The sequence below is a fragment of the Algoriphagus resistens genome (assembly GCF_001442615.1).
GTDB lineage: Bacteria > Bacteroidota > Bacteroidia > Cytophagales > Cyclobacteriaceae > Algoriphagus > Algoriphagus resistens.
In genome coordinates this window covers 172,106-185,655 of sequence record NZ_LMXN01000005.1, presented here as the reverse complement: position 1 = coordinate 185,655, position 13,550 = coordinate 172,106, and the positions used below count along the sequence as shown (strand labels likewise).

General features: G+C 43.3%; 9 protein-coding genes. 2 read left to right on the top strand and 7 right to left on the bottom strand.

Annotated features, from left to right (window positions below):
- Positions 1-7 precede the first annotated feature (7 nt).
- Together AS141_RS11355 and AS141_RS11350 are read right to left on the bottom strand one after the other, a co-directional pair.
- Positions 8-3,121 carry a SusC/RagA family TonB-linked outer membrane protein gene (locus AS141_RS11355; RefSeq protein WP_057937781.1) on the bottom strand — a complete coding sequence of 1,038 codons (3,114 nt, stop codon included), beginning with the start codon at positions 3,119-3,121 and terminating at the stop codon, positions 8-10.
- Between the two features lie 264 nt (positions 3,122-3,385).
- Positions 3,386-6,262 carry a ligand-binding sensor domain-containing protein gene (locus AS141_RS11350; protein ID WP_057937780.1) on the bottom strand — a complete coding sequence of 959 codons (2,877 nt, stop codon included), beginning with the start codon at positions 6,260-6,262 and terminating at the stop codon, positions 3,386-3,388.
- A 603-nt stretch (positions 6,263-6,865) separates the two neighbouring features.
- Between AS141_RS11350 and AS141_RS11345 the strand changes: the two genes are divergently transcribed.
- Complete coding sequence (locus tag AS141_RS11345; protein ID WP_057937779.1) at positions 6,866-7,330, top strand: (2Fe-2S)-binding protein; 465 nt, start codon at positions 6,866-6,868, stop codon at positions 7,328-7,330.
- Positions 7,331-7,336: 6 nt separating this feature from the next.
- Entirely contained in the window at positions 7,337-9,613 is a 2,277-nt protein-coding gene (locus AS141_RS11340) for a xanthine dehydrogenase family protein molybdopterin-binding subunit (RefSeq protein ID WP_057937778.1), read from the top strand.
- Positions 9,614-9,834: 221 nt separating this feature from the next.
- On the opposite strand, the gene AS141_RS11335 is transcribed toward AS141_RS11340, so the two are convergent.
- The 5 genes from AS141_RS11335 to AS141_RS11315 form a co-directional block, all read right to left on the bottom strand.
- Positions 9,835-10,341 (bottom strand): cyclophilin-like fold protein, encoded by a 507-nt coding sequence (locus tag AS141_RS11335; RefSeq protein WP_198293529.1) that lies wholly within the window; start codon positions 10,339-10,341, stop codon positions 9,835-9,837.
- Between the two features lie 85 nt (positions 10,342-10,426).
- A complete protein-coding gene (locus AS141_RS11330; RefSeq protein ID WP_057937777.1) occupies positions 10,427-11,173 on the bottom strand; it encodes an SDR family oxidoreductase in 747 nt (248 codons plus the stop codon).
- Positions 11,174-11,420: 247 nt separating this feature from the next.
- Complete coding sequence (locus AS141_RS11325) at positions 11,421-11,894, bottom strand: cupin domain-containing protein (protein WP_082632265.1); 474 nt, start codon at positions 11,892-11,894, stop codon at positions 11,421-11,423.
- A 9-nt stretch (positions 11,895-11,903) separates the two neighbouring features.
- Positions 11,904-12,497, bottom strand: a complete 594-nt coding sequence (locus AS141_RS11320) for a DapH/DapD/GlmU-related protein (RefSeq protein ID WP_057937776.1) — start codon at positions 12,495-12,497, stop codon at positions 11,904-11,906.
- An 85-nt stretch (positions 12,498-12,582) separates the two neighbouring features.
- The gene (locus tag AS141_RS11315; RefSeq protein WP_057937775.1) at positions 12,583-13,461 is read right to left on the bottom strand and encodes a helix-turn-helix domain-containing protein; all 879 of its coding nucleotides are present in this window, start codon (positions 13,459-13,461) and stop codon (positions 12,583-12,585) included.
- Positions 13,462-13,550: the final 89 nt, after the last annotated feature.

Below are 13,550 nucleotides of genomic sequence, written 5' to 3'. Positions count from 1 at the left end.
ATTTTGATTAAAAGCCTACATTTATACCGACCATAAATGAGCGTGCCTGCGGGTAGATACCGCGGTCAATACTCATCACGCCACCGCCGATTTCAGGATCATATCCCGTGTATTTGGTGAACGTCAGCAAGTTTTCACCCATCACGTACAGTCTGGCTTTTTTCATCCCCACTTTCTTTGCAATTGTGCTTGGCAGCGTGTAACCAAACTGCAGGGTTTTAATACGGAAATAAGATCCGTCTTCCAGATAGAAATCAGATGGGTTACCGAAGTTTTTGTTTGGATCACCATCTACCAACCTCGGATAAGAATTGTTGTCTCCTGCTTCCGTCCATCTGCCCAATGCTTCTGTCTGCCAGTTGGCAGTACCGATATCCAATCTTCTCAGGCCTTGAAATACTTTGTTTCCTGCAACTCCCTGACCGAACAACACCATGTCAAAGGCTTTGTAGGCAAGATTCAAAGTGAATCCATAAGACCAGTTAGGCGTAGGATTTCCGATATAGGTCCTGTCTTTTTCCGTGATCTGACCGTCTTCATCCAAGTCTGCCCAGATGAAATCACCCGGTTTTGCATTGGGAAGGATCTGGTTTCCATCTGCATCCACATAGTTTTCTACCTGTTCGGTCGTCTGGAAAACACCTAGGTTTTGGAAGCCATAGAATGAATTTGCAGCATAGCCTACACCTGTTCTGGTGATCGGATAGGTACTCGCCTGGAAGCTTTGGCCACCTGACAAATAGTCGATGTTATTTCCCAGGTCAGTCACCTCATTGTGCAGATAAGACACATTGCCGCTAACACCCAGGTTAAGATCACCCAGTTGCTTTCTATAGCCTATTTCCAGCTCTACTCCTTTATTCATCAGGTCAGCTACGTTTGCAGCAGGATTTGATATTGCCCCCACATAAGACGGGATTCTCGGATTTTGCAGGATACCGGTAGTTACTTTTTTGTACATGTCAAAAGTCACATTGAAATCCTCAAAGACTGTTGCTTCAAAACCGAAGTTTGCCTGACTGGTCTGTTCCCATTTCAAGTCCGGATTGCTTGGAGCATTTGGGCTATATCCGATCAGGTAGCTGCCACTGGTTCCGATTGCGTAGTTTCTGCCGCCGCCGATAGTGGATAAATAGGCGAAATCACCGATATTGTCATTTCCGACCACACCATATCCTCCTCGCACTTTCAAGAAATCAATGAATGTATCGCTAGGCCAGAAATCTTCCTGGGAAAGTACCCAACCCGCAGAGAAAGAAGGGAATACACCATAGCGGTTGTTTTCACCAAACCGGGAAGAACCATCGCGTCTTACCAATGCTTCGAACAGGTATTTCTCTTTGAAGTTATAGTTTACTCTGGCAAAAAGTGAAGTAACAGTATGTCCTGAACCCTCAGATCCCGAAGCAACTCTTTGATCGCTAGGAACATTGTAGTTCAGGGAAGCATCGTCAAAGTTATCCGCAGGGACATTGAAGTAAGTCACACCAAGGGATCTGCTGTTGTTGTCCTTATAGGCGCCCTGCCCCAATAGCACCGTGAAGGTGTGGTCTTCTATACTTTTGGTGTAAGACACCGTATTCTCCAGGTTCCAGTCAAATCCTCTACTTTGATTTCTGGTAAAGGCAGTCTGGTTAGAGACATTGGATCCGTTTAGATAAAACAGTGGAGTAAATGATTCATCTCCCCAATACGAAAGCTTCGCTCCAAGCGTAGATCGGAACTTCAGCCCTTCAATTGGTTCTGCCACAGCATATGCATTGCCGACGATATTGTCCGACCAGCCATAATTGCCAAGCCTGGTCTGGATATAAGCCAGTGGATTCACCATTTCCTGACCTACAATAGTGGATATACCATAGGGATTTCCGTTCCCATCCCTTACAATATTCTGGGAAGTATAGGGTGGCTGGGATGCTTCCGAGGGATCAGTGATTACAGCGGGGGTGATCGGGTCCAAGTTTATTGCCGAACTCAAAGGACCGCCAAATTCGGAGTTAGTATTTCCAAGTCCAGTTGATTTGTCATGGGCATAGCCTAAATTTTGTCCTACAGTAAGCCATTTGGCCAGTTTATGTTCTGAGTTCAGACGTATGTTGGTACGCTTGTAGTTCGAGATATCCGTTGCCACTATTCCATCCTGTTGAAGGTACCCGAAAGAGGCGTAGAACGTGGACACCTCGTTTCCTCCGCTTACACTCACTTCGTGGTTTTGACGGCGGGCGTCGTTGTTAAAGATCAGATCCTGCCAGTCAGTACCTTCGCCATAGCTGGCCGGATCAGAAAATACCGGGTTATTTCCCGCATTTACTGCGGATTCGTTTCTCAACGTAGCATATTCGGTTGCATTCAGTAGATTCAGCTTTTTGGCAGGAGCGGAAGTACCATAGTAGCCATGGTAGTTTACACGCATTTCTCCTGCTTTACCTTTTTTGGTAGTGACCAAAATCACCCCTGCAGCTGCTCTCGCTCCGTAAATTGCCTGGGAGGAAGCATCTTTCAACACTTCAATGGATTCTATGTCTGACTGATTCAGGTAGCCTATTCCGCCATTATCCACTACAACCCCATCTACTACCCAAAGCGGGTTGTTATTTCCTAACGTGGTAAGCCCTCTGATACGGATAGTAGAGGCAGAGCCAGGCTGGCCTGAGCTGGCCGCCACAGTAAGACCCGATGTACGGCCCTGGAGTGCCTGCTCCACACGGTTGATAGGCTGATTTTCCAAGTCGGACGCCCTGACGCTGGAGATCGCCCCGGTCACGACACTCTTCTTCTGGATACCGTATCCCACCACCACAACTTCTTCCAGATCACTGCTGGTTTCGGTAAGTTGTATATTGATCACTGATTGGTTCCCTACAAGGATTTCCTGGGAATCAAATCCAAGAAAACTGAATACCAAGGTGCTGCCAATAGGAGTATTGATGCTGTAGTCTCCGTTGATATCTGTGACGGCCCCGTTTGTGGTACCTTTTTCGATTATTGTCACTCCGGGGAGGGCCTCTCCTTCCGCCTGAAGCGTGACTTTTCCTGTGATTGTTACTTTCTGGGCATGCACAGTGCCTACCATAAGCAACAAGCAGGAAAAGAAGAAAATTGTAAAGATTCTTCTTTCCATTTGAAATGGGTTTAAGTTAAATTGACTGGTTTGTTTAGTTGTGCATAGGATTTTACCCTAATTCACATTCTCCAAAACTGCTAATCAATTGTTAAAACCCCACTACAACAGACTACTACATTACCCCTACAGAATTGCCTAAATAGGCCCTTATTGCATTATGAAGTCACTACTTGACTACTACAAAAATCAACTAAGGGGATGAATGGATGTCCTCAGGGACGAATGGAGGGATTGGTTTGGGGAAGATTCAAACGCTCTTTTTCAGCCAGTAGTGATCTGGATTAAAAAATCATGAAGATTCACCTCTGTACTGATTTGCAGTTTTTTCCTTAACCTATATCTTCCAACTTCCACAGCTTTCAGAGAAATACTCATCAGGTCCGCAATTTCCTTAGAAGAAAGATTCATCTTTAAGAAGGCGCAAAGTTTAAGCTCATTGCCTGTAAGTGCTGGGAATTTTTCCTTAAGTACCGAAAGGAAATTGGAATGTACATGATCAAAATGGACAGCGAACCTGTCCCAATCGTCTTCACTCCGTTCCACTTCGTTGATCAGCCGGATTACTTTTTTTACATCCAAAGTCTCTTGGTTCTCCGCCATGAGTTCCTCCTTTATTTTGGACAGGACTTTACCCCGTTGTAGTAGGTGCATGGTGGTGGAACCCAGTTCTTGGTTTTTATAATTGATTTCTGCCTGCAGTTTATCGTTTCTCAGCTGGACTATTTCACGTTCCGAACGCTCTAGTGCCAGACTATGCTTATCTCTAAGGTGTTTCTGGCTTAGGATATGCTTTCGGTTTTGTCTGGTAAAAAACCAGAACATCACACCTAATATCAGAATAAAATAAAGCAAATAAGCCCAAATCGTTTCATACCATGCCGGCAAAACAGTAAAGGTGAAACTGGCAACTTCCGATTCATTGCTGAGGTTATTTCGGGATTTCACTTCAAAAGTATAGGTACCTGCAGCCAGGTTAGTGTAGTCCTTCTCACTTCTTTCTGTCCATTCGCTCCACCCTTCGTCAAAGTTCTGAAGGCGAAAGCTATACTCCAAATTATCTAATTGCCGGAAAGAGGTAGAAGAATACTCAAAGTGAATAGAATTCAGGGTATGGTTCAGTTCAGGGATTTGCTTGGCTGGAATTTTCAGATTTCCAGGATGCAAGCTATAAATTACACTGTCTTTAGAACCGATCAGGCTTGCCTTTCCTATCCAGCTGGATGGTCTTCTGATCCGTCTTCTGTACTCATCGTAATTAATATGGAAAAAACCCTTGTTGGAACCAATGAGTATGTTCTGTGAATCAATTGGATAGATGAATTCATGTCCGCCGATCACATTCCCGCTGAGCTCGGGCAGATGAACAATAGTAAAAGAATGCTCTATTCCCGGCATACTATAATCGATGACACCTATTCTTTTATTCGACACAAACCACACATTCCCCTGCTGATCTTCATTGAGATACTGAATGCTCTGATTTTTCAAAACCCCTTTGAAAATATCAGAAGGATGGAACCTGTTGGCTACCGAATCAAATTCGTAAACACCCGATTCAGTGGCAATCAGAATTCTGTTTTTAACCTGAAACGCATAGTTGTAGAGATCCGAAGGAAGTCCATCCTTGGCAGTATAAGTGGTACTTTTCTCTACTGTTGAAAGATCAGCAGAAAGTTCTTGTCTATATATGCCTCGGTAAGGATGAGATCCCCAGAGTTCCCCGGTACTGAACTGCATTTCCAGAAAGCGAAGAGATTCTGAAAGCTCACCAACTGATCCCAGATCTTCCAGCTCTTCTCCACTATCAGCCAAGACCTGCATTCCGGTATATATCCCAACAAAGATTTTTTTGCTGGGATATATGGACTTAGCCGGTTGGAATACCCAAGCGCCGGTGGTACTAAAGATGGACTTGCATCTATCATTCACAATTTCAAAAGCCCCATTTTCATGCGCCATCAGCAGGCGGTTGTTGATTTCCTGTATCTTCCAGACCTGTCCTTCCGATCCTTTGACAAGGGAGAATCCACCTTTGGTAAGGCTCATATCGGAATGTTGGGATAAAATGGAGTACTTATATAAACCGTCTGAAGTGCCTAAGTAAAGCTGGTTTCGGTGAATCAATGAAGAATATCCGGACACCCGCTTGCTGGGATCAGGCTGGATTTCCTTGATGGGATTCTGAAAGTCAATATAATCTATGCCATCATCCAGGCCGACCCACAGCCCCTGATCCCTGTCAACAAAAATACTTCTTACATTATTGGTTTGAAGGCCTTGGGCATAGGTGAATTGCTGTAGCAGCTTACCATCCTTATCCATAATCAATACTCCCGAGGACTTAGTTCCGATGGCATAAGTATCAGGATTTATTTGCACAACAACATTTATCCAACTCTTTATCAGTAGATCATCTATTTGTGTTGGAAACTTTTTCACGGTATTCTCTTCCAAAAGAAACATGCCATCCGCAACGGTGGAGATGAGCAGATTGTCATTCGCAAAATGAGAAATGCTGACTATGTGTGGAAGTTTTGGTGAAGAGGCTTCAAAGACTTTCTGCCAAATACCATCCGAAAATTCCATAAGCCCGGCATCTCTGTCTTGTGCAAATACCCGGTCTTTCACCACTCCCAAAAACATCCATTGAGATTCGGAAGTGAATACCTGCATCACTTCGTTTTTGAAATGGTAGATTCTGTCATGCTCTAGAAAAAAGAACTCATCCCTTCGGTTTTCTACTTTCCATATATCAGAAAAAGTCCGTTCTGCTTCCGGAATAGAGGATTTTAAGGAATGAAACTTCAGCTCCCCGTTTTCTTCTGGTTTAAAAAACCCTATTTCATCCTGTCCCCCCACGAAAAGACGATTTTGGGAGTCAAAATTCAGAGCCCGGATAATGGTCTGGTTTGGGAGTTGGTAACGCTCCCAAAAGCTGCCGTTAAAGGTGAGTAAGCCTTCATTGTTTCCAAAATAGATGACCCCATGCTCATCCTGCGCCGCTCCCCAATTTTGGAGTCCTCCCTGATAAATTTTATTGGTGAAATTCCTGATCTTTGGTGATGCCAGTTCAGATTGGGAAATTCCCTCCAGCGTAAAAGCAACTAGCAATACAAATGTCAAAAGGACACTTTTCATTCGGAAGAAATAGTCGGTTTAGCAGCTGCAATCTTTACTTAAACAGGTTAGTGTGTCAGCTCCGAATGCAGCAGGGATTATGCTGCAAAAATCGGAGAACTAAGGATAAGGTCAAAGGAAATAGGAATTGCTTTGATAAGTGGTAAAAATAAAACTCTGCTTTCAAAGGTAAAATGGTAGTTGTTAAAATTGAAAATTTTCGAATCAAGATCCTTTGTCTTTTATATTAAGCAGGCCAACGCTAATACGCGTTTCTTTTCAAAATGTATAAAATGATTTTTTAAAGATGACCAGTTATTTATGGGCTTAATAAAAAAAATAGCTTATCCAGATACAGACTAATAAGCTGCCCGGCTTTCCACTCATTTTCTTTCGAAATTGTAAGGTCCTAGATCTAATAACCAAAGATTCGTGCCATTGGTATAGCATCCCCTTCTATCTTCTATTCATTAATCCTATTCAGGGATTATTTGAATCCATTAATCCAAAGTTTGATTAGCTCAACTTTAGTGTATTTCAATTCACAAACTTTACCTTCCAAAACAGTTAGAAGATAAATTCAGGTGTCCTGTTTTAATAACAGAAAATGAAGTAAATTAAATTATGGAAAAATATTCTCTTCGAATCAACAACAAGGTCCATGAAATTTCAGCCGAAAGCGAAATGCCTTTACTGTGGGCAATAAGAGACTTGGTAGGGCTCAAAGGAACCAAATTTGGTTGTGGTCAGGGACTATGCGGTGCCTGCACAGTTCTTCTGGACGGATCGCCTATACGCTCCTGCAGCTTTCAGCTTTCAGAGGTTGGCGATAATGCCACTATTACCACCATCGAGGGACTTTCAGACAAAGGAGACCACCCTGTCCAGCAAGCTTGGATAAAGCATGTTGTCCCCCAGTGCGGCTATTGTCAGTCAGGTCAGATCCTAAGTGCTGTAGCGCTTTTAGGATCCAATCCCACTCCATCTGATGAGCAAATTGATACAGCTATGAATGGAAACATATGCCGCTGTGGTACCTACAACCGTATTAAAGAAGCTATACATACTGCATCCATCTCATTGAAATAACCACAAATGTTCACAAAATTTCTTTCCCGTAAACAACAGGATCCTGAGAATTTAAGCAAGGTATATATTCCTTCAAGGAGGGAATTCCTGAAAATTGGAAGTTTGGCCACCGGTGGTTTTCTCCTCGGAGTGAATTTTCAATGCAGTGGACCGAAAGGTGATCCCATTAGCTTCGCTCCCAATGCTTACCTAATCCTTGATTCAGACAATCAGGTCACACTTATTGCCCATAGATCTGAAATGGGTACTGGCATACGCACCTCTCTTCCGATGATTATCGCAGATGAACTGGGAGCTGACTGGGCTAAGGTAAAAATCATACAGGCAGAGGGAGACAACGAAAAATATGGAGATCAAAACACAGATGGATCTTATTCTGTCCGCATGTTTTTTGAACCGATGCGGCAAGCAGGTGCCATCGCCAGATTGATGCTTATCAACGCAGCTGCCGGGAAATGGGAAGTGGATCCATCTGAATGCCGCACTGAAAAGGGCCAGGTTATTCATTCGGACGGAAAGACCGCTGACTTTGGAGAATTGATTGAAGAGTTGAAAAATCAAGAAATCCCTAAGTCTGAAGACGTTAAACTAAAAAACCTGAAGGACTATAAGCTCATAGGCAAGGATGTGCCGATATACGATGCCAAAGATATTGCCATAGGAAAGGCCGTTTTCGGAGCTGACGTAGATATCCCAGGAATGCAAATCGCGGTGATCCGGAGAAGTCCAGTGATCGGAGCAAAAGTTGTTTCATTTTCGGATGAAAAAGCGTTGGCAATTTCCGGGGTAAGCCGCGTTATAAAAATTGATGGGCAAGGAATCCCCACGGGTTTGGATAAGGCACTGGAAGGTATCGCAGTACTTGCAGACAATACCTGGGCAGCAATTCAGGGAAGAAAAGCCCTGGAAGTAGAATGGGACTTAGGACCAAATCAAACTTATGACTCAGCCAGGCAGCTGGAAGAAATGGTAAAGAGTACGTTAACGAATGGCCAGATCCGCAGGGAGAAAGGCGATTTTTCCAATGCTCAACGTAAAGCAAAAACCGTATTGGAAAGAAGCTTTGTGGCTCCCTATTACGCACATGCTACTATGGAACCTCCTGTGGCAATTGCTAACTGGAAAGCGGACTTCTGTGAAATCTGGGCTCCTACCCAGCATCCCCAATGGGCGAGAACCGCCGTGGCTACTGCATTGGGTATTCCCGAAGAACAGGTGAGGGTGAATGTGACTCTTCTGGGAGGAGGTTTTGGCAGAAAATCAAAGCCAGACTTTGTTGTGGAAGCAGCCTTGCTTTCCAAAGCCACCGAAGGCCCTGTTAGAGTTCAATGGACAAGAGAAGACGATATTCACCATGATTTTTACCACTCTTTGAGTGCTCAGCGCATAAAAGTCACATTGGATGACGAAGGGAAGTTCAGCGGATGGAACCACCACACGGTTTTCCCGGCAATCGGAGCAACAAGCACCCCGGATGAACTGCATCCCTCAGATGGAGAACTGGGGCTGGGTTGCATAGACTTTCCGTTTGAAGTCCCCAATATTCGAATAGAAACCCATGAATCCAGGGCCCATACCCGCATAGGCTGGTTAAGATCAGTAAGTAATATCCATCACTCTTTTGCGGTAAACGGAATGCTAGATGAGATAGCCGAAGCACGGAACATGGATCCCGTTGATATGTTACTGGATTTACTCGGAGAAGATAGAAACATTTCTTTTGAAGGGGAGATGAAAGGTACATTTGGCAACTATGGAGAGCCTATTGAGAAATTCCCCTGGAATACCGGCCGTCTCAAAAATGTAATCCGCAGAGTGGCTCAAGAGGCAAATTGGAAGGAATCACTGGCACAGGGAAAAAACATTGGATTTGCTGCCCATAAAAGCTTTCTGACTTACGTTGCTTGTATCGTCGAAGTAGACAAAGGCGCCAATGGTGAATTGCTGATACCGAATGTCCACTATGTAGTTGATTGTGGAGTACCGGTAAATACAGACAGAATCCGTTCTCAGTTTGAAGGCGGGGCTCAATTTGCGACCAGCTTAGCCACTACTTCTGCGATATCATTTGAAAACGGACAGGTGCAACAGAATAATTTTGACGGGTATCAAGTGATCCGGATGTCCCAATCACCGAGAAATATCCATGTACATATTATGGATAGTACTGAAAAGCCTACAGGCGTAGGTGAACCTCCAGTACCTCCGTTTATACCTGCATTGTGCAATGCGGTATACAAAATGACCGGGAAGCGGATATATGAATTGCCAATTAAGATTTGACACAAAAAAGGCCGGACACAATCCGGCTTTTTTTGATTGGATCGAATTTTATCTCTTAAAACTATAAGGAAATACGGCAAGGTAGAAATCAGGAGACCTGTTCTGATTGAATTCCATTTATCCAGATTTAGGGCAACATACCCACAACTCTACTAAAGGTTAATCAGGAATTTTTATGCTCGACTAACAATCTACCATCAGGTGAAACCGGTTCATTCAAATTAATACTCAGTCTTAACCCGGAATGTAACCTCTACATTTCCTACACCTAAAGCCTGTACCAATCCATCAGAATTAGTAAGTTTCCCCAATGCGGTATAAGGATAGGAAGTAGAAAATGATTTGTAGAATATAACCAAGGTGCGGGATCCCCAAAGCATTAAATCCCCAACCTGAATGGCATCTGGATTACTTGCATTTTGGGGTAGGTTCTGTGGAAGATCTATGTATTTCTCATTGCTGTTTAAATCACCCATATTCACGGTCATTGGAAGAAGTGTCAAGAAAGTCCGGACTGTCTCACTTTCATTCAAATTAGCCAAAAACTGCTGATCTCCTACTATTATTTCGATTTGTACTGCTTCGCTTTCCATATCATTTACAATTTGTGCACGAGGTTCTTCGCCTTGGTAGAACATTCCCGTGGTGGACAATATTCCATACAGCAACAAAATTGTTATCGTCCTCAATTTGGTATGACTATAATTCACTTTAAATTTTCGGAACATAGCTTATCATTTTCATCCCGCATAATTATTCCTTTCCTCAAACTCGTACTCTTGTTTGTTAGTAACTGATCTGAGTACCCACCATTTACAACTCTTGGGAAGTAGGCCGAAAAAGGATCTCGTTGATATCCACATCCTCTGGCTGGCTGATTGCAAAAGCCACCAGATTGGCAAAAGTCTCCGGACTCAACCCCACAGACCCTACATACGTTTTGTTGGCTTGTTGGATATCTTCTTCACTGATATGTTCCAGAAGTTCGGTCTTTACTGCTCCCGGGCTGATGATGGTTGTACGGATATTGTAAGGCTTGACTTCCATTCTTAATCCCTCGCTCAATGCCCGTACAGCAAATTTTGTGGCAGAATACACTGCAGATCCTCCAAACAGCTTGTGTCCAGCCACAGAGGAGGTATTAATGATCTGACCTGACTTCTGCTCCTTCATATAAGGAAGTACGGCTGCTATACCATTGAGAACCCCTTTGATATTCACATCTACCATCAAATCCCACTCGTCTAAATTTAATCTGTCCATTGGTGACAGCGGCATCACCCCTGCATTATTTATGATCACATCCACCTTCCCAAAATGCGCTACTGCTGAATCCACCAGTTTCTTGACCTGATTACGCTTGGTCACATCTGTAGCGACCGCCAACCCTTTCCCCCCTTTGGCTTGTATTTCCTCTACCAACCGTTCGATACGTTCGGCCCTTCTTGCCCCAAGGACGACAACTGCCCCCATATCCGCCAGATTTTTGGCGGCTGCTTCCCCTAAACCACTGCTTGCTCCAGTTATTACTACAACTTTACCTTGAATGTTATTTAACATGCTATTCTAAATTTGTTATTTATTAATGCCATTTGGAATCTCTCACTTCTGTTAATCATCGTTTCATATGTTTATAATAGTTTTTCAAAGGTCATATGGAATCTCGCATGGCGAATAATCATTCCAGTGAGCGACGTTTTCATCATGCTCGATTTCATGTGAATGCATAAGCAGGAAAGCATGAGACCTTCATGTTTGCAACAGACAGGCTTCATGTCTCACACACTTTTCCAAGCAAAATTCCTAGCTATCGAAAATACTGTTCATCTGTCACAGGCTCCATCCATTCTACAATACCTTTTTCGTTGTTGGGGATAATGTAAAGTTGTTGCATACCTGTATACGGGCTGGCCCCATGCCAGTGCCTGATATTGGGAGGACAGGTGGCCACATCTCCCTTTTTAAGCTCTTGGCGTGGCTGTCCCTCCAATTGATGATATCCGATCCCATCGGTAATTATCAGAATCTGACCTGCAGGATGGGTATGCCAATGGCTTCTTGCCCCTGCTTCAAAGTACACATTGCCAACCAATGTCGTTAAGGTGGAATCTGAAGGCACCAGACTTAATGCATATGCATTTCCTGTAAAAAACTCATCCGAACCTTTTTCACCACTTGGAAATATAGACTCCACTTCTTTCTTCGTGGTTAACTCGGCTTCTTTCGGTTGACATGCCAAAAACATGAGCAATGCGGCCGCTACTATTACAAACTCCTTCATATATTATAATTATATATCCTGTATTGATTTGATAATTTTAGCTGGGACTCCTGCCACCAGGCTGTGGGCTGGCACATCCTTAGTGACCAGTGCACCGGCTGCCACTACAGAATTTTCACCAACAGTGATCCCGGGAAGGATAGTAGAAGCAGCTCCTATCCAGGCATTTTTCTCAATCAAGACAGCTCCGGGTACCAGCGTATTTCTATGTCTGGGGTTTACGGGGTGATTTTCGGAGATCAAATTTACCCGGGGACCTATCATTACACCGTCTTCGATGGTGATCCCCCCAAGATCCAGCATACTACACAGGTGATTAATAAACACCTGCTTCCCCAGCGATATGTTTTTTCCGTAATTGGTATAGAAAGGAGGAAAAACTGTAGTCCTGGGATCAATCTTCCTTCCGGTAATCTCAGCTAATTTTTGACGGATTTCATGGTCTTCGCTAAGACTATTCAGCTGAAGAACAAGTTTTCTAGTTGCCTCCACTACCTCATGTACCCTGGAGTATCCGGGATCATCCATGGAAATGGATTCCCCTGTCATCAGTCTTTGCCATATATTTTTGGCATCTTTATTCGTGTGGTCTGAGGTATGCATCGATTGATTAATTTGATAATCCAATGCAAAGCTACCTCGTGTTAGCCCGAAAAAGTAATGAGCTTCAAATCAAAAAGTAAGAAAATCAAACTTCTGCAGACCGGATAGCTTTAGGGGTGGTACCGGAAATTTTCTTGAAAAAATTGTTGAAATAGGTAGGGTATTCAAATCCCAGGGCATAGGCGATTTCACTGACATTCCAGTTGGTATGTAGCAACAAGGCCTTAGCTTCAGCAAAAATCCTCTCTGAAATATGTGCTGAGGTAGGTTTTCCAGTCAATGCTTTAACCGATTTGTTCAAGTAATTAACATGCACAGCTAAACTGGCTGCAAAATCCTGGGCTGTTCTCAGTTGAAGTGGATTGTCTACGCTTTCGATAGGAAACTGCCGCTCCAAAAGCTCTAGAAAAACTGAAGTCAGTCTGGAAGACGCATTGTTATGCTGGTCCAAATTTCCGGATGGTTCCAGTTTAAGCGCCTCATGGATAATAAGATGTATGTAGTTTCTAATCAAATCATCCTTATACATATACTCCGTTTGTTGCTCCTCGATCATCTTTATAAATAAAGAGTTTAAAAAGACCCGTTGTTTTTCACTTATCATCAAAACAGGCGTTCCACCTATCTTAAACAGAGGAGATTGTAAAATACCATCAAAGCGGTCAGACAACTTCAGGAACTCTTCTGAGAAAAGACAGGTGTACCCTACATAAGTACTGGAGATCGTTTCCCATGCGTATGGAATATGGGGATTCCCAAAAAACAAAATGGTTCCTTCCTGCTCAAAGCTTCGGTCTGCATAATGGATTTTGCTTTTCCCCGTAGTAAGGCAGATTTTGTAGAAATCCTTACGGCTATAAACTTTGGTGGAAGCCCCATCCTCTTCTATTTGAAATACATTGAAGCCCTTCAGTTTGAGTTCTGTGTTGAAATCCGAAATGCAACGTTCTGATTTATTTTCCATGGACCAAAATTAAGAAATTCAAACCAATTTACACTTTATTAGAATAACTATCCTCATAAGCATATTCAGTAAAGACAGTTGAAAATTTT

What these genes read in the sequence shown, in the direction of transcription:
- AS141_RS11355 (WP_057937781.1), bottom strand. Translation starts at nt 3,121, where the DNA reads ATGGAAAGAAGAATCTTTACAATTTTCTTCTTTTCCTGCTTGTTGCTT.
- AS141_RS11350 (WP_057937780.1), bottom strand. Translation starts at nt 6,262, where the DNA reads ATGAAAAGTGTCCTTTTGACATTTGTATTGCTAGTTGCTTTTACGCTG.
- AS141_RS11345 (WP_057937779.1), top strand. Translation starts at nt 6,866, where the DNA reads ATGGAAAAATATTCTCTTCGAATCAACAACAAGGTCCATGAAATTTCA.
- AS141_RS11340 (WP_057937778.1), top strand. Translation starts at nt 7,337, where the DNA reads ATGTTCACAAAATTTCTTTCCCGTAAACAACAGGATCCTGAGAATTTA.
- AS141_RS11335 (WP_198293529.1), bottom strand. Translation starts at nt 10,341, where the DNA reads ATGTTCCGAAAATTTAAAGTGAATTATAGTCATACCAAATTGAGGACG.
- AS141_RS11330 (WP_057937777.1), bottom strand. Translation starts at nt 11,173, where the DNA reads ATGTTAAATAACATTCAAGGTAAAGTTGTAGTAATAACTGGAGCAAGC.
- AS141_RS11325 (WP_082632265.1), bottom strand. Translation starts at nt 11,894, where the DNA reads ATGAAGGAGTTTGTAATAGTAGCGGCCGCATTGCTCATGTTTTTGGCA.
- AS141_RS11320 (WP_057937776.1), bottom strand. Translation starts at nt 12,497, where the DNA reads ATGCATACCTCAGACCACACGAATAAAGATGCCAAAAATATATGGCAA.
- AS141_RS11315 (WP_057937775.1), bottom strand. Translation starts at nt 13,461, where the DNA reads ATGGAAAATAAATCAGAACGTTGCATTTCGGATTTCAACACAGAACTC.